The sequence below is a fragment of the Actinomadura sp. NBRC 104412 genome (assembly GCF_030269515.1).
GTDB lineage: Bacteria > Actinomycetota > Actinomycetes > Streptosporangiales > Streptosporangiaceae > Spirillospora.
Map to the genome: position 1 here is coordinate 1 of NZ_BSTM01000029.1, position 14,861 is coordinate 14,861.

The following is a 14,861-nucleotide window of genomic DNA, read 5'->3' on the forward strand; positions in this document are numbered from 1 at the left end:
CCAAGCTGGACCACGCGGGAAGGGCGACCACGTGTCGGCCCTTCGAGGTCTGACCTGAACCGCCGCTCAGACGGCCTTGTCGGCGCCCTTCCCGCCCCAACCACGCCTTATTCAGTGGGCTCCTAGCGGCTTCGACGATCAACTCAGCCTAAGATCTTGTAAATCGGCAAACCTCCCGACAAGATCGGACATCGAAGATACTCAAGGTCAATTTTAGGTAGATTATCCAGCCATTCCCATGAACCCGCCGAGGCGATAGCGCGTCCCCCTTTCTGAGTACGCAGGGCAACTCGGAAAAAGGAGGATGCATGAAGATCGCACTGCGCCTGGCCGCGATCCTGGTCGCGGTCGCGCTGGGCGCCGGGACGATGGGGGCCGCGCACGCGGACGGCCCGAAGACCGACCGGCGGGTCGTGGCGGCCATCGAGGCCCAGCCGTGGGTCGTGCTCCAGCAGGGCGACACCGGCTACCGGGTCACCTCGGCCCGGTGCTTCCTGACCCAGTTCGGCTTCTTCGACGACTGCCGTACCGATGCCGACACCTTCGACGCGGAGCTGGCCGCCGCCGTCGGCAGGTACCAGGACGCCCGGGACCTTCCGAGGACCGGGAGGATCGACGCGGAGACCTGGCTCGCGATGCGCTACGACCACGGTGTCGCCGGTCCGGGAGACCGCCGTTCCCACCTGGTCAGGGGCCTCCAGCACGCGCTGAACATGCTGGGCGACGCCATCCCGGTGGACGGGATCTACGGCAGCCGCACCACGACGGCCGTCAGGAACTTCCAGACGCGCAAGTCCATCGACAGTGACGGCCTGGTGGGGCCCATCACCTTCCGCGCCATGTTCGCCGAGGGCGCCGAGGCCGCCCGCACGCCCGGCCTGTAGGCCGCTCCCCAGCGTCGTCTCCTGTGAGCGGCCCCGAACGTCCCCTCCCGGTCGCCCCTCCGGCCGGGAGGTCCCGCGAGCTCATGGCCGGCGCCCGTTCAACGAGGGGTTGAACTGGCCCGCGACCAGGGCGGACAGCGCCAGGACGAACCCGGCGACCTGGAGGGGCGTGAAGACCTCGCCCAGCAGCACCATGCCCAGAAGCGCGGCGACCAGCGGGGACAGCAGCCCCAGGAGCGCGGTCGCGGTGACCGGCAGGCGCCCGATGCCCCGGAACCAGAGCACGTAGGCGACCAGGCCCCCGATGGTGGCGAGCCAGAGATAGCCCGCGGCGGCCGGCGCGCCGATATGGGCGGGCACGCCCTCGAAGAGCAACACCAGAGGGAGAAGGAACAACCCGCCGCTGGAGAGCAGCCAGGCGGTGAGCGTCAACGGACCCACCCCGGCCGGTCGTCCCCAGCGCTTGGTGAGCGTCACGCCGGTCGCCATGGCCGCGGCTCCGCCGAGCCCCGCGAGGACGCCCGTCGCGTCGAGGCCCGCGCCGGGACCGATCACGACGAGGCCGACCCCGACGACTCCGGCCGTCCCCCACGCGAACCGCCAGGACGAGGGCGGCTCCCGCAGCACGGCGACGGCCAGCCCCGCCACGATCAGCGGCTGTGCCGCGCCCAGGGTCGCCGCGACACCGCCGGGCAGCCGCTCGGCCGCGAGGAAGAGCAGCGGGAAGAACGCGCCGATGTTGAGGACGCCGAGCACCGGGGCCTTCCACCACCAGTCGCCGCGCGGCAGCGTCCGGGAGAGCGCGACGGCGAGCAGGCCGAGGGGCAGCGCGCGCATCAGCGACGCGAAGAGCGGATGGCCTGGAGGCAGGAGCTCGGTGGTCACCGAGTAGGTGGTGCCCCACGCCATCGGGGCCAGGGCGGTCACGACGACGAGCGCGGCGTGGCGGCCGGGATGCACTCGGCCGTCCCCGCCCCCGAGCCGCGCCCGCCGCTGGTCGGGGGCCGTGATGGTGGTCATGCACGGAAGTCTCGGCCGCTTCCGACCATCTGTCCAACATATGGTTCATATCGCATCTATCTGTTTCTAAGATAGTTGGATGGATCTTCAGCAGTTGCGGTACGTCGTCGCCGTGGCGGAGACCCGCAACTTCACCCGTGCCGCCGAGCGGTGTTTCATCGCGCAGTCCGCGCTGAGCCAGCGGGTCGCGAACCTGGAACGCGAGCTCGGCGTGAAGCTGTTCGCGCGCACCAGCCGCCGGGTCGAGATCACCCCCGCCGGGGAGGCGTTCCTCCCGTCGGCGCGGCAGGCGCTCGAAGCGGCGGAGCGCGCCGTGGCCGAGGCCGCCGCCGCGGTGGGCCTGGTACGAGGCAGGCTCGCGGTCGGCGTCATCCCCACCGTCGCGGCCATTGACATGCCCGCCGTGCTCCAGCATTTCCGCGAACGGCATCCCGAGGTGCGGGTCAGCCTGCGCGTGGGCGGCAGCGACCTGCTCACCGCCCAGGTGGCGTCCGGCGAGCTGGATGTCGCGGCGCTCGGGCTGCCGGAGGGCGACCGGCCCCGTGGCGTGCGGGTGCGGCGGCTCGCCGTCGACCGGCTCGTCGCCGTCGTCCCGGCCACGCACCCGCTGGCGGGCGAGGCCAGGGTCGGTCTTCGGCGGCTCGCCGAGGAGACCTTCGTCGACTTCCCCGCCCGCTCCCCCGGCCGCGCCCAGAGCGACCGTGCCTTCGCGGCGGCCGGCCTCGTGCGCGACGTCGCCTTCGAGGTCACGGTGCCGGACCTGCTCGTCCGGATCGTGCGCCAGGGGCTGGCGATCGCGCTGCTGCCCTCGGCCATCACCGGGAACTACCCCGGCCTGGCGACGGTCCCGGTCGTCGACGGGCCCTCCCGGGTCGAGTACCTGATCTGGAGCGAGTTCAACCCCAGCCCCGCGACCCAGGCGTTCCTCCGGTCGCTGGACGAGGTCGCCAAGCGGGCGGACTAGAGCGTCCGGTCGGCGCCGTCCCTTCGGCAGGCCCGTGCCACCGCCTCCGCTGCGGCCCCGCCGGAACGGACGGCGCCCTCGATGTAGCCGTACCAGCGCGGTGAGGTCTCCGCCCCCGCCCAGTGGATCGGCCCGACGGGAGCGCGCCACGCGGAGCCGTGCCACGTCCAGGCACCCGGCGGGAACACCGCCGAGTACGCACCCCGCGTGAAGGCTTCACCGTTCCAGTCGCGCTCGACGAGGCCCACCGGCGCGGCGGCCCGGTCGCCGAACAGGCGGACCAGCGTTTTTATGCGCTCCGAGCATTTCCGGCCCGGCGCCGTGATGTCAACGACCTCACCCACCTGGGGAGGGGGCCGCGCGGTGTTATGGGCGGTCACCCGGGTAGGAGGCTGCCGTAATCGGACTCGCGGGCAACGATCCTTCGGTGACGTGATCGCAGACCAACGCCGAGCAGACCATCGTTCAAGGGAGGACAATGGCCGGCCCGAACGGACGCCGAGCGGAGCATCCGGATGACTGGGATCAAGGCGACCGGTGAGCGGAAGCTGATGCTGTTCTCCGGCCGCGGGCATCGGGAACTCGCCGAGGACGTGGCCGGGCGGCTCGGCACCGGGGTGACCCCGGCGGAGCTGAAGGACTTCGCCAACGGCGAGATCTACGTGCGGTACGAGGAGTCGGTCCGCGGCTGCGACGCGTTCGTGCTCCAGGCCCACACCGCGCCGATCAACCACCGGATCATGGAGCAGTTGATCATGGTGGACGCGCTGAAGCGCGCGTCGGCCGAGCGGATCACGGTGGTGGCGCCGTTCTTCGGGTACGCGCGGCAGGACAAGAAGCACCGGGGCCGGGAGCCGGTGTCGGCCCGGCTGATGGCCGACCTGTTCACGGCGGCGGGGGCCGACAGGCTCATGGTCGTCGATCTGCACACCGCCCAGATCCAGGGGTTCTTCGACGGTCCGGTGGACCATCTGCACGCGATGCCGCTGCTGGCCGACCATGTCGCGCGACTGGTCGGGTCGTCCGAGCTGACGATCGTGGCGCCGGACGCGGGACGGGTGCGGGTGGCCGAGCGGTGGACCGACCGGGCCGGCTGCGCGCTGGCGATCATCCACAAGCGCCGGGATCCGGCCCGTCCCGGCGAGATCAGCGTGCAGGACGTGGTCGGCGAGATCGCCGGGCGCACCTGCGTCATCGTCGACGACATGATCGACACGGGTGGCACCATCGTGCGGGCGGCCGAGGCGCTCGCGGCCCGGGGCGCTGCCGAGATCATCGCCGCGGCGACGCACGGGGTGTTCTCCGGGGACGCCGCCGAGCGGCTGGCCGCGTCCGCCGTCTCCCGTCTGATCATCACCGACACGCTGCCGCTCCCCCCGGGGTTCCACTTCGACGACCTCACCGTGCTGTCGATCTCGCCGCTGGTCGCCCGCGCCATCCGGGAGGTCTTCACCGACGGGTCGGTGACCACGCTCTTCGAAGGTGAGAGCTGACACGGGCCGGACGACCAGTAATCGAGCGCAGGCATTTCGGGGGGAATTCATGCGTGTGGCAGCCGTAGAGACCGTCCTACCGGAGCATCACTACGACCAGCACCAGATCACCGAGGCGGTCGCGGCGTGGACGGAGGCCGACGAGCGGCTTCTGCGGCGCTTCCACGACGCCACCCGGGTGTCGGGGCGGAACCTGGCGCTGCCGATCGAGCAGTACGAGAAGCTCAAGGGCTTCACCGCCGCCAACGACCTCTACATCGGCACCGCGCTGCGGCTGGGAGAGCAGGCCGTGCGCGGCGCGCTGGAGGCGTCCGGGATCGCGCCCGAACAGGTCGACCAACTGGTCTTCTGCTCGTCCACCGGAGTGGCCACCCCCTCGCTGGACGCGGCCCTGGCACAGCGGGTCGGACTGCGCGAGGACGTCAAGCGGGTGCCGATCTTCGGGCTGGGCTGTGCCGCCGGGGCCGCCGGGCTGTCCCGCCTGCACGACTACCTGCGCGCCTGGCCGGACCAGGTGGCGGTGCTGGTCTGCGTGGAACTGTGCTCGCTGACCGTCCAGCAGGACGACCACTCGGTGGCGAACCTGGTGGCCAGCGGCCTGTTCGGGGACGGCGCGGCGGCCGCGGTGGCGATCGGCGGGCGGCGCGAGGAGGCCGAGGCGGCCGGGCGGGGCCGGGCGGCCGAGGCCCGCCGGGGTCCCCGGGTGGTGGCGACCCGCAGCAGGCTCTATCCCGAGACCGCGCGGCTGATGGGCTGGGACGTCGGCGAGCACGGCTTCCGGATCGTGCTGGCGGCCGACCTGGTCGACCAGGTCGAGGCGTGCCTGGCCGACGACGTCTCCTCCTTCCTGGGCGAGCACGGGCTGTCGCCGGGCCGGGTGTCCTCGTGGGTGTGCCATCCCGGCGGGCCGAAGGTCATCGAGAAGATCGCCGAGGTGCTCGCGCTCGACCACGGCGAGCTGGACCTGACCTGGGACTCGCTGCAGAGGATCGGCAACCTCTCCTCGGTGTCGGTGCTGAACGTGCTCCAGGAGACGATCGCGCGGCGGCGCCCGCCGGCGGACGAGCCCGGCCTGCTCATGGCCCTGGGCCCCGGCTTCTCGGCCGAACTCGTCCTGCTGCGCTGGTGAGGCCGCCCCGCACCCGGCCGTCGGCCGGGGCTACCCGCCGTCGCGGGCCGCGCGGATCAGATCGCGGACGCGGTCGGCCATCGCCACCGCGGGCCCCGCGAGAAGGTTCTTGGTGGCGCTCTCCGTCCCCGGATGCGGGTGGGTCGACGCGATGGACTCGGCCGCCCGCACCGCCGCCGCCATGCCGCGGCGCTGGCCGTCGGTGAACTCGTCCCCGAGCCGCTCGAACTCGTAGCGCTCCTCCGCGCGGGCGTGCGTCAGCACCTCGATGCGCAGCCGGTCCAGCTTGTCCAGGAAGGCCGGGTCGGCGGTGTCCATGCCGTCCAGCTCGGCCAGCATCTCCTTGGCCTGCCGCTCCTCCTTCAGCCGGTCGTCGACGATGCCCTCGCCGCCGGGCAGGCTGCGCCGCGCCATGGGGTGCACGATCTCCTCCTCGGCGGTCTCGTGGACGGCCAGCAGCCGGACCAGGTCCTGGAAGGCGTCCGCGCGGGCCTGTCCGGACGAGCGGAGCGTCAGGTCGAACAGGTCCCGGATGCGGCCGTGCTGTTCGCGCAGCAGCCCGACGATGTCGTCGGTCTGCGGAACCGCGGGTGTCGTGGTCATCGGTGCTCCCTTGCACACGTTGATCGGCGCGTCGATCGGTGCGTGCCCCGTACCCGCGGAAACGGCGCCCCCGTCCGGCGGCAAGGCAAACACTGCGCAAAGCGCGGCGGCGGCGCGTGAGGAAGGACGAGCCGGGGGTACGGGCGCGCATGCATCGGCCTCCGGGCGACCCACCGTCCCGGCGAAGAAAGGTGAAACCGTGGCCTTCAACCCGCTCGAACACCGGGGCATCCCGCTCGACCGGCAGATCCGCAACTGGAGCGAGCTCAACGTGGCGCCCGTCGACCCGGACCGGGCCGACCCGTACACCAAGTGCCGCATCATCACGATGAACGGCATCGAGGTGGAGGCGATCATGTTCAGCCACCACTTCAACCGGGTCTGCCCGGATCCGGAGGTCAAACGGCAACTCGCCGAGGTGCGCTACATCGAGCAACAGCAGCAGAAGGCGGTCAACTGGCTGCTGCCCGGACAAGCCTCGGTCCTGGAGACCACCATCGCCTACGAGCAGGTAGCGGTGGACCTCACCGGCTGGGTCGCGCGCATGGAACCCGACCCGTACCTCAGGCAGGCGTACGAGTTCGGGGTGCTGGAGGACTTCGACCACCTGTACCGGTACGCCAACCTGTACGAGATGATCGAACACCGCAAGGCCGAGAAGGTCATCGGCGACCTGACCGAGATGATCCCAGGACGGCCCACCGCCCGGCACCACCGCGACCCGGCCGACAACGTCCGCGACCCCTACGACCGGAACACCACGGCGCCGATCTCCAAGCTGCACGCGCTGACCATCATGTCGGCCGAGCAGCAGACGATGAACTTCTACATGAACGTCGGCCCGATGTACATGGAGCCGATCGCGCGCCAGCTCTACCAGGAGATCGGGCTGGTGGAGGAGGAGCACGTCACCCACTACGAGTCCCTGGTGGACCCGGGCGAGACCTGGTGGGAGCGGCTGGTCAACCACGAGTACAACGAGTGCTACCTGTACCACTCGTTCATGGAGACCGAGACCGACCCGGGCGTGAAGGGGATCTGGGAGCTGCACCTGAACATGGAGCTGGAGCACCTGCGGATCGCCTGCGACCTGATGCGCCGCCACGACGGCCGCGACCCGGAGAGCGTGCTGGCGGCCGAGCTGCCCGCCCCGGTCACCTTCGAGCCGAACAAGGAGCTCGTGCGGAACCTGCTGGCCACCCAGATCGACCTGACCACCCTGGGCGCCGGGTACGTCCACGAGGCGCACGAGCGGTTCGAGAGGATGCAGCGGGAGATCAACGGGGACGGCAGGCCGCCGAGCGAGCGCGTGATCGACCAGCACCGGCAGATGTACGGCGGCGAGTACCGGCTGTCCACCGAGGGCGAGCACCCGGTCGCGGAGCTGCGCGAGACGGGGAGCCGCCGCTGAGCCCCGCCGGTCGCGGCGGTCAGGGCGGTCGGGGCGGCGAGGCCGGGCACCGCGCCGTCCCGCACACCGCGGACGTCCGCATCGAGGCATGGGGACCGTCCAGGGAGTCCTGCGTCGCCGAAGCGGTGCGGGGCCTGGTGGAGTGCTTCGCCGAGACCGCCGGGGTCCGCCCGCGACGCCGTGTGCCGCTGGACGTCCCGCCGGGGCCGGACGCGGACCTGCTCGTGACCGTCCTGGACGAGGTGATCTACCTGCTGGAGGTCGCGGGTGAGATCGTCCTGGAGGGCCGGTTCGAGCCGACGCCGGACGGCGGGATCTCGGGCGGGCTGACGGTCGGCGACGCCGCGCAGGCCCGGCCGGTCGGCGCGGTGCCCAAGGCCGTGTCGCTGCACGACCTGCGCTTCGGCCGGAACGACGGCGGCTGGTCCTGCGCGGTCACCATCGACGTGTGAGCGCCGGGACGGGCGCGTCCGTCAGCCCTTGACGACGCCGACCGGGGCGAGGCGCGCGACCTTGCGGCACAGGCCCGCGCCCTCGCTGGCCTCGACGACCGCGGACACGTCCTTGTACGCCGCCGGCCCCTCCTCGGCCAGGCCACGCCACGACGACGGCCGCACCGCGATGCCGTCGGCCTCCATCGTCGCCCGCAGCCGCTTGCCGCTGACCCCGCGGGCGGCCTTGTGGCGGCTCTGGACACGCCCGGCGCCATGGCAGGTCGAGGCGAACGCGGGCGCGCCCGGCACGCCGACCAGGACGTACGACGAGGTGCCCATCCTCCCGGGGATCAGCACCGGCTGCCCGACCGCGCCGAGATCGGCGGGCAGGTCGGGATGGCCCGGCGGGAGCGCCCGGGTGGCGCCCTTGCGGTGGACGCACAGCAGCCGCCGCTCCCCGTCGACCGGATGCTCCTCCAGTTTGGCGAGGTTGTGCGAGACGTCGTACACCAGGTCGAGCCGCGCACCGGCGATCCGCTTGAACACCTCCCGCACCGCCTGGGCCAGGTACTGCCGGTTCGCGCGGCCGTAGTTCGCCGCCGCGGCCATGGCGCCCAGGTAGGCGCGGCCCTCGTCGGACTCGACGGGGGCGCAGGCGAGCTGCCGATCGGGCACCTGGATGCCGTGCGCGGGCATCCGCCTCTCCATCGCCCGGACGTGGTCGGTGCAGATCTGGTGGCCGAGACCGCGCGACCCGCAGTGGATCATGACGCAGATCTGGTCCAGGCTCAGCCCGAACGCCTCGGCGACCTCCGGATCGTACACCTCCGCGACCCGCTGGAGTTCGAGGAAGTGGTTGCCCGAGCCGAGGCTGCCGACCTGCCGGCCGCCCCGTTCCAGCGCCCGCCGGCCGACCTGGCCGGGGTCGGCGTCGGCGACCGCTCCGGAGTCCTCGCAGCGCAGCAGGTCGCGCTCGTCGCCGTGGCCCCGCTCCACCACGTACCGGGATCCGCCGGTGAGGATGCCGGTCAGCTCCTCACTGCCGGACAGCCGCCGCACGGCTCCCCGTCCCATGCCGCGGGGGATGGCCGGGTCGAGCCCGTCCATGACCCGTTCCAGCACCGGTTCGAGGCCGGAGAAGTCCAGGTCGGCGGCCAGCAGCCGGACCCCGCACGAGATGTCGAAGCCGACGCCGCCGGGCGACACCACGCCGCCCTCCCGCGGATCGGTGGCGGCCACGCCCCCGATGGCGAAGCCGTACCCCCAGTGGATGTCCGGCATGGCGTACGAGGCGCCGACCACCCCCGGCAGCGTCGCGACGTTGGCCACCTGGTCGAGCGCCTGACCCGCTGAGCGCAGCAGCTCCCGTGACGCGAACACCACACCCGGGACCCGCATCGCGCCGGACGGCTCGATCTTGAACCGGTACGGCGCCTCCTCGGCGATGTCCATATCGCCGGGCTACCCTCCGTCCCTCCATGCATGCACGCCCCCTGGTCGTCCGGTCAGGCAGGTCTTCGCAGGTGGGACGTGCGGCATGGGCCATGGGTGGAGGGGTAGCCCCGAGGTATGAACATCGCCGACGTGACCATTGATCTTGAGGACGCCGCGCTGCCGGGCGATCTGGCCCTGCCCGACCAGCCGCTCGGCGTGGTGCTCTTCGCGCACGGCAGCGGCAGCTCCCGGCACAGCCCGCGGAACCGCGCCGTCGCGGAGGGGCTCAACCAGGCGAGGATCGGCACCCTCCTGATCGACCTGCTCACCGCGGAGGAGGAGGAGATCGACCGCGGGACGGGCGAGCTGCGCTTCGATATCGGCCTGCTGACCCGGCGGCTGGTCGGGGCGATCGACTGGCTGGTGGACGCGCCGCCGACGGCCGGGTTCCCGATCGGGCTGTTCGGCGCCAGCACCGGTGCGGCGGGCGCGCTGGCCGCCGCCGCCGAGCGTGCCGAGCACGTCGCCGCCGTGGTGTCGCGCGGCGGCCGTCCCGACCTGGCCGGACCCGCGCTGGAACGGGTGAGCGCACCGGTGCTGCTGATCGTCGGTGCGCGCGATCCCCAGGTGCTGAGGCTGAACGACGACGCGGCCGGGCGCATGCACAACGCCATGCACCGGCTGGAGGTGGTGCCGGGGGCATCGCACCTGTTCGAGGAGCCCGGCACGCTCGACGTGGTGACGGGCTTGGCGGTCCGCTGGTTCGAGCGTTATCTGACCCAGCGCGTCCCGGTGGCCTGAGGGGTCAGGGCTTGCGGGCGACGCCGCCCGCCACGTCCACGCGCGGGCCGGTGAACGGGGAGGGGTCGGGCCGCCAGTCGGGGACGTGCACCACCCCCGGGGGCACCAGTTCCAGGCCGCGGAAGAAGCCCTCGATCTTCTCGATCGGGCGGGGGTGGTAGGGAAGCGTGCCGCTCTCCTCGTAGAGCCGCTCGGCGTTCCTGACCCCCTCGCTGGTGTCGGTGAAGTCGTAGATGCCGAGGTGGCTGCCCGGCGCCAGGCGGTCCATGAGGCGCGGGATGATCGACAGGGCCGCGTCGTAGTCGATGTGGCCGAGGATGCCCATCAGCATGAGGGCGGTGGGCCGGTCGAAGTCGAGGGTACGCCCCGCCTGCTCCAGGATCGTCTCGGGTTGGTGCAGGTCGGCGTCGATGTAGACGGTGACGCCCTCGGCGGAGCTGGTCAGCAGGGCGCGGGCGTGCGCCAGGACCAGGGGGTCGTTGTCCACGTACACGATCTTGGCGTCGGGGGCGACGCGCTGCGCGATCTCGTGGGTGTTGTCGACCGTGGGCAGCCCGGTCCCGATGTCGAGGAACTGGCGTATCCCGGCCTCCCCCGCCAGGTACCGGACGACGCGGGCGATGAAGTGCCGGGCGGCGCGGGCCGCGTCCGGCATCTCCGGGTAGACCTGCAACACCTGGTCGCCGGCCGCCCGGTCGACGGCGTAGTTGTCCTTGCCGCCCAGCCAGTAGTTCCAGATGCGGGCCGACTGCGGGACGCTGGTGTCGATGTCCTCCATCGGCTCCTTCTCCTGCCGGTCCGGTGGACGCGAAGACTCGTCGCTGCTCATGACAACCTCCCACGAACGAGGGGGACGGCAGGGCGCGCCCGCGGGAGCCGAAGGGCGACCCGGGGGGCGGCCGATGGGCATCGTATGGTATGGGACGGATCGCGACCGTCGCGTTCTTTTGAGCCGGTTATCGAAAATGGGTGTCGACGGTATACAAAGGACGGGATACGGTCGACGGAAGACCGGTTGTTCGTGAGGAGCGTCCCGTGGCCCCCTCGTCTCCCGCCCCCGTGACCGATCGAGTGACCGACGGCGACGCCGTGCGCCTGACGGGCGTCTACAAGGCGTTCGTGCCCAGCGGACGGGCGGCGCGGCCTCTGATGGCGCTGGAGGACGTGACGCTGGGGGCGCGGGCCGGCGAGTTCATCGGGCTGGTCGGCCCTTCGGGATGCGGGAAGTCGACGGTGCTGAACCTGCTGGCCGGGCTGATCCGGCCGTCCGCTGGAACGGTCCTCTACCAGGGGCTGCCCGTGCAGGGCATCAACCGGCAGATCGGTTACATCACCCAGGACGACAACCTGCTGCCCTGGCGCTCGGTCCTGCGCAACGTCGAGTTCGGGCTGGAGCTCCGCGGCGTCCCCAGGCGGGAGCGGCGCGAGCGCGCCCGCGAGTTCATCGACCTGGTCGGGCTCGGCGGCTTCGAGGATCACTACCCGCACGAGCTGTCGGGCGGCATGCGGAAACGGGCCAGCATCGTCCGCACGCTCGCCTACGACAGCCCCGTCGTGCTCATGGACGAGCCGTTCGGCCCGCTTGACGCGCAGACCCGGGTGATCATGCAGGACGAGCTGCTGCGGCTCTGGGACAGGCAGCGGCCCACGGTGCTTTTCGTCACCCATGACCTGGTGGAGGCGATCGCGCTCAGCGACCGGGTCCTGACGTTCACCGGACGGCCCGGACGGATCAAACGCGAGCACGTGGTGGAGCTACCGCGTCCCCGCGACGTGTTCCGCATCCACGAGCTCGATCGGTTCAAGGAGCTCTACGACGCGCTCTGGAACGACATCAGGGACGAGATCGCCGAGCGTCGGGACGCGCGGCCATGACGGTCCTCTCCAGCCGGGCCGGGACGAGCGACGAGCGGCGGGCGGAGGAGGTGCTGGCCGCCGACGCCCGCGGCGCCCGGCTGGCCGCGCGCCGGGAGCGGACCCTCGTCTACGGCGGCATCGTGCTGACCGGCGCGTTCCTCCTGCTGTTCTGGGAGTACGGCATCGGGCTCGTGGTCGACCAGCGCTATGTGAGCCGTCCCTCCGCCGTCGCCGCCAGGCTGGCCGACCTGCTCACGGAGGGCGCGCTGTGGCCGCACGTGTCGGCGACCATGACCGAGGCGGGCCTCGGCTACCTGCTCGGCGTGGGCGTCGGCCTGGCCGTCGCGATCGTCCTGGTGTCCTCGCCGCTGCTGGAGGAGGTGACCGCGCCGTTCGTCGCGGGCTTCTACTCCATCCCCAAGATCGCGCTGGGGCCGTTGTTCATCATGTGGTTCGGCCTGGGCGCGCTGCCGAAGGTGCTGCTGGCCGCGCTGATGGTCTTCCTGATCGTGCTGATCAACACGGTGGCGGGGGTGCGGTCCATCAGCCCCGGGCTGGTCGACTCCGCCCGGGTGATGGGCGCGGGCGGGCTCACGCTGGTGCGCACGGTGGTGCTGCCGGGCGCCGCCCCCGCCGTGGTGGCCAGCATCCGGCTGACGTTCTCGCGCGCCATGGTCGGCGCGATCCTCGGCGAGTTCATCGCCGCGCAGCAAGGGCTGGGCTTCCTGATCGTCCGCGCGTCGCGGCAGTTCGACACGGCGACGGTGTACGCGGGCGTCCTCGTCGTGGCCGCCCTGGTGATGGCGGTGGGCGGCGTGCTGCGCCTGGTCGAGGCCCGCCTGATGCCGTGGAGCGGCACGGTGGAGGTGCGCGGGTGATGGACGGCGGGCTGCCGGAAAGGGAGAGGCGGCGGGTCGTCCGTGCCCGCCGGGTCAGGCGCGTCACCGTGCTGCTCAGCCGGATCGGGCTGGTCGCGGTCATCCTGGTGTGCTGGCACGCCGCGTCCGGCACGCTCGTCCGCCCGTTCTTCATCAGCACGCCGCGGGCGGTGGGCGAGCAACTGGCCGAGTGGTTCGGCTCGTCCGACTTCTGGTTCCACGCCCGGTTCACGATGACCTCGGCGGGGCTGGGGTTCCTGCTCGGCGCGGCGCTGGGCGTCGCCCTCGCGTGGCCGCTGGCGCTGCGCCGCGCCGCCTACCGAATCGCCGAGCCATATTTCCTGGTGGCCTACTCGATCCCCGCCGTGGCGCTGGGACCGGTGTTCATCCTCTGGTTCGGCATCGGCCTGCTGCCCAAGGTGCTGCTGGCCGCCTACTTCGTGTTCTTCGTCGTGTTCATCAACGCGGTCGAGGGGATCCGGCAGGTGCCCCAGGGACTGCTGGACGTGACCCGGGTGATGGGCGCCTCGACCTGGCGGACGATGCGGCAGGTCATGCTGCCCAGCGCGCTGCCGTACATCCTCGCCGCGTTCAGGGCGACCCTCCCCGCCTCCATGATCGGGGCGGTGGTGGGCGAGTTCATCGCGTCCAACCGCGGCATCGGCTACCTGACCAGGGCCGCGGCCGGGCGCTACCAGACGGCCGGGGTCATCGCGGGGACGATCGTCCTCGCCGCGATCGTCCTGCTGCTCAGCGTCACGCTGCGGCCGCTGTCACGGGCGCTGCGCTGGCAGCCCGACGTCAGGATCCGCGGGGGCGGGACCTCCTGACCCACGACCCGACCAAGAAGACCCGGCAGGACAAACCGGCAGGACAAACCGGCAGGGAGATCCGGCAAGGAGGGCTCATGAAGACCATCCTGGCGACGGCCGTGGCCGCCGTCCTGATGCTGGCGGCGGGGTGCGGAGGCGGTGGCGGCCCCAGCGGCGACGCGTCCAGGAGCGCGGGCGCGATCACCACGCTCAAGGTCGCCTCGGCCCCGAACGTCTTCCTGGCGGCCCTGTACGTGGCGCGCGACGACGGGCTGTTCGCCAAGGAGCGGCTGAAGGTCGACATCGCCCAGGTGGAGAGCGGCAACGACAGCATCGCGGCGCTCGCCTCGGGCGGCGCCCAGTTCGCCGACATCGGGTTCGAGGACCTGGTGGAGATGCGCGGGCAGGGCGACACCTCGGTGGTGCTGGTGCGCGACATCCTCGACCGGGTCACGCTGACCCTCGTCATGCGCAAGGATGTCGCCGCGCGGAAGGGCGTCACCCCTGAGTCACCGTTGCGGGCCCGGCTCCAGGCCCTGCGCGGGCTCAAGATCGGCATCACCTCCCCGGGCGCGCCGACCGACACCTACATGCGGTACTACCTGCGCTCGGTCGGCATGAACCCGGAACGCGACGTCCAGCTGATCCCGGTGGGCGGCGCGTCGTCGTTGCTGGCGGCCCTCCAGAAGCGCCAGATCGACGCCTACCATCTGTCCCCGCCCACCCCGTATGTCGCCGCCGAGCAGGGCTTCGGTACGGTGCTCATCGACGGCGTCAAGGGCGAGGTCCCCGATCTGAACGATTTCGCCTACACCGCATGGGGCGCCGCGCGGAAATGGGCGGAGGACAACCCGCAGACCGTCGCGGCGTTCGGGCGGGCACTGACCGCCGCCACGCGGAAGGTGCGGAGCGACCCCCGGGCGGTGACCGATCAGATCCTCGACGACCTCGGCAGTGACGACCGCGCGTCGATCCTGCGCACCGTCCAGGGCATGAACACCGCGCTGTCACCCGATGGGTGCTTCGACCCGAGCATGGTGCGGCGCACCCTCGACCGGATGCTCCAGCTCAGGATCTTCGACGAGAGGGCCGACGCCGCCGAGGGCGAGCTGTGGACCAACAAGTACAACGCCTGTTGACG

Annotated in this window: 16 protein-coding genes; 11 read left to right on the forward strand and 5 right to left on the reverse strand. The window is 71.8% G+C overall.

Annotated features, from left to right (window positions below; all coding sequences use genetic code 11):
- Positions 1-308 precede the first annotated feature (308 nt).
- The gene (locus QSK21_RS28455) at positions 309-884 is read left to right on the forward strand and encodes a peptidoglycan-binding domain-containing protein (protein WP_285700387.1); all 576 of its coding nucleotides are present in this window, start codon (positions 309-311) and stop codon (positions 882-884) included.
- An 81-nt stretch (positions 885-965) separates the two neighbouring features.
- On the opposite strand, the gene QSK21_RS28460 is transcribed toward QSK21_RS28455, so the two are convergent.
- On the reverse strand, positions 966-1,904 hold the full coding sequence (locus QSK21_RS28460; RefSeq protein WP_285700388.1) for an EamA family transporter: 939 nt from the start codon (positions 1,902-1,904) through the stop codon (positions 966-968).
- A 79-nt stretch (positions 1,905-1,983) separates the two neighbouring features.
- Here QSK21_RS28460 and QSK21_RS28465 point away from each other — a divergent pair, with 79 nt between their 5' ends.
- Complete coding sequence (locus QSK21_RS28465; protein WP_285700390.1) at positions 1,984-2,868, forward strand: LysR family transcriptional regulator; 885 nt, start codon at positions 1,984-1,986, stop codon at positions 2,866-2,868.
- On the opposite strand, the gene QSK21_RS28470 is transcribed toward QSK21_RS28465, so the two are convergent.
- A complete protein-coding gene (locus QSK21_RS28470; RefSeq protein ID WP_285700391.1) occupies positions 2,865-3,212 on the reverse strand; it encodes an FAD-dependent oxidoreductase in 348 nt (115 codons plus the stop codon). The genes QSK21_RS28465 and QSK21_RS28470 overlap by 4 nt on opposite strands.
- A gap of 171 nt (positions 3,213-3,383) precedes the next feature.
- On the opposite strand from QSK21_RS28470, the gene QSK21_RS28475 reads away from it, so the two are divergent.
- On the forward strand, positions 3,384-4,361 hold the full coding sequence (locus tag QSK21_RS28475; RefSeq protein ID WP_285700393.1) for a ribose-phosphate diphosphokinase: 978 nt from the start codon (positions 3,384-3,386) through the stop codon (positions 4,359-4,361).
- Positions 4,351-5,490 carry a type III polyketide synthase gene (locus QSK21_RS28480; protein WP_285700394.1) on the forward strand — a complete coding sequence of 380 codons (1,140 nt, stop codon included), beginning with the start codon at positions 4,351-4,353 and terminating at the stop codon, positions 5,488-5,490. The genes QSK21_RS28475 and QSK21_RS28480 overlap by 11 nt, the downstream gene beginning before the upstream one ends.
- Positions 5,491-5,520: 30 nt before the next feature.
- Here the strand turns inward: QSK21_RS28480 and QSK21_RS28485 are convergent, their stop codons facing one another.
- The gene (locus QSK21_RS28485; RefSeq protein WP_285700395.1) at positions 5,521-6,093 is read right to left on the reverse strand and encodes a hemerythrin domain-containing protein; all 573 of its coding nucleotides are present in this window, start codon (positions 6,091-6,093) and stop codon (positions 5,521-5,523) included.
- A 199-nt stretch (positions 6,094-6,292) separates the two neighbouring features.
- Here QSK21_RS28485 and QSK21_RS28490 point away from each other — a divergent pair, with 199 nt between their 5' ends.
- Entirely contained in the window at positions 6,293-7,504 is a 1,212-nt protein-coding gene (locus tag QSK21_RS28490; RefSeq protein WP_285700397.1) for a hypothetical protein, read from the forward strand.
- A complete protein-coding gene (locus QSK21_RS28495) occupies positions 7,501-7,956 on the forward strand; it encodes an archease (RefSeq protein ID WP_285700493.1) in 456 nt (151 codons plus the stop codon). The genes QSK21_RS28490 and QSK21_RS28495 overlap by 4 nt, the downstream gene beginning before the upstream one ends.
- Positions 7,957-7,977: 21 nt before the next feature.
- On the opposite strand, the gene QSK21_RS28500 is transcribed toward QSK21_RS28495, so the two are convergent.
- Positions 7,978-9,390 carry an RtcB family protein gene (locus QSK21_RS28500; RefSeq protein ID WP_285700399.1) on the reverse strand — a complete coding sequence of 471 codons (1,413 nt, stop codon included), beginning with the start codon at positions 9,388-9,390 and terminating at the stop codon, positions 7,978-7,980.
- Between the two features lie 117 nt (positions 9,391-9,507).
- On the opposite strand from QSK21_RS28500, the gene QSK21_RS28505 reads away from it, so the two are divergent.
- Positions 9,508-10,173, forward strand: a complete 666-nt coding sequence (locus QSK21_RS28505; protein WP_285700400.1) for a dienelactone hydrolase family protein — start codon at positions 9,508-9,510, stop codon at positions 10,171-10,173.
- A gap of 4 nt (positions 10,174-10,177) precedes the next feature.
- Here QSK21_RS28505 and QSK21_RS28510 read toward each other — a convergent pair whose 3' ends face one another.
- A complete protein-coding gene (locus QSK21_RS28510) occupies positions 10,178-11,002 on the reverse strand; it encodes an SAM-dependent methyltransferase (protein ID WP_285700402.1) in 825 nt (274 codons plus the stop codon).
- Positions 11,003-11,232: 230 nt separating this feature from the next.
- On the opposite strand from QSK21_RS28510, the gene QSK21_RS28515 reads away from it, so the two are divergent.
- The 4 genes from QSK21_RS28515 to QSK21_RS28530 all read left to right on the forward strand — a co-directional run bounded on the left by QSK21_RS28515 (position 11,233) and on the right by QSK21_RS28530 (position 14,859).
- Positions 11,233-12,048: an ABC transporter ATP-binding protein gene (locus QSK21_RS28515; RefSeq protein WP_285700404.1), complete on the forward strand. Its 816-nt coding sequence runs from the start codon at positions 11,233-11,235 to the stop codon at positions 12,046-12,048.
- Entirely contained in the window at positions 12,045-12,908 is an 864-nt protein-coding gene (locus QSK21_RS28520; RefSeq protein ID WP_285700405.1) for an ABC transporter permease, read from the forward strand. Before QSK21_RS28515 ends, QSK21_RS28520 begins: the two co-directional genes overlap by 4 nt.
- The gene (locus tag QSK21_RS28525; RefSeq protein WP_285700406.1) at positions 12,908-13,738 is read left to right on the forward strand and encodes an ABC transporter permease; all 831 of its coding nucleotides are present in this window, start codon (positions 12,908-12,910) and stop codon (positions 13,736-13,738) included. The genes QSK21_RS28520 and QSK21_RS28525 overlap by 1 nt, the downstream gene beginning before the upstream one ends.
- Before the next feature lie 77 nt (positions 13,739-13,815).
- Complete coding sequence (locus tag QSK21_RS28530) at positions 13,816-14,859, forward strand: ABC transporter substrate-binding protein (RefSeq protein WP_285700407.1); 1,044 nt, start codon at positions 13,816-13,818, stop codon at positions 14,857-14,859.
- Positions 14,860-14,861 lie beyond the last annotated feature (2 nt).

What these genes read in the sequence shown, in the direction of transcription:
- QSK21_RS28455 (WP_285700387.1), top strand. Translation starts at nt 309, where the DNA reads ATGAAGATCGCACTGCGCCTGGCCGCGATCCTGGTCGCGGTCGCGCTG.
- QSK21_RS28460 (WP_285700388.1), bottom strand. Translation starts at nt 1,904, where the DNA reads ATGACCACCATCACGGCCCCCGACCAGCGGCGGGCGCGGCTCGGGGGC.
- QSK21_RS28465 (WP_285700390.1), top strand. Translation starts at nt 1,984, where the DNA reads ATGGATCTTCAGCAGTTGCGGTACGTCGTCGCCGTGGCGGAGACCCGC.
- QSK21_RS28475 (WP_285700393.1), top strand. Translation starts at nt 3,384, where the DNA reads ATGACTGGGATCAAGGCGACCGGTGAGCGGAAGCTGATGCTGTTCTCC.
- QSK21_RS28485 (WP_285700395.1), bottom strand. Translation starts at nt 6,093, where the DNA reads ATGACCACGACACCCGCGGTTCCGCAGACCGACGACATCGTCGGGCTG.
- QSK21_RS28500 (WP_285700399.1), bottom strand. Translation starts at nt 9,390, where the DNA reads ATGGACATCGCCGAGGAGGCGCCGTACCGGTTCAAGATCGAGCCGTCC.
- QSK21_RS28505 (WP_285700400.1), top strand. Translation starts at nt 9,508, where the DNA reads ATGAACATCGCCGACGTGACCATTGATCTTGAGGACGCCGCGCTGCCG.
- QSK21_RS28510 (WP_285700402.1), bottom strand. Translation starts at nt 11,002, where the DNA reads ATGAGCAGCGACGAGTCTTCGCGTCCACCGGACCGGCAGGAGAAGGAG.
- QSK21_RS28520 (WP_285700405.1), top strand. Translation starts at nt 12,045, where the DNA reads ATGACGGTCCTCTCCAGCCGGGCCGGGACGAGCGACGAGCGGCGGGCG.
- QSK21_RS28525 (WP_285700406.1), top strand. Translation starts at nt 12,908, where the DNA reads ATGGACGGCGGGCTGCCGGAAAGGGAGAGGCGGCGGGTCGTCCGTGCC.
- QSK21_RS28530 (WP_285700407.1), top strand. Translation starts at nt 13,816, where the DNA reads ATGAAGACCATCCTGGCGACGGCCGTGGCCGCCGTCCTGATGCTGGCG.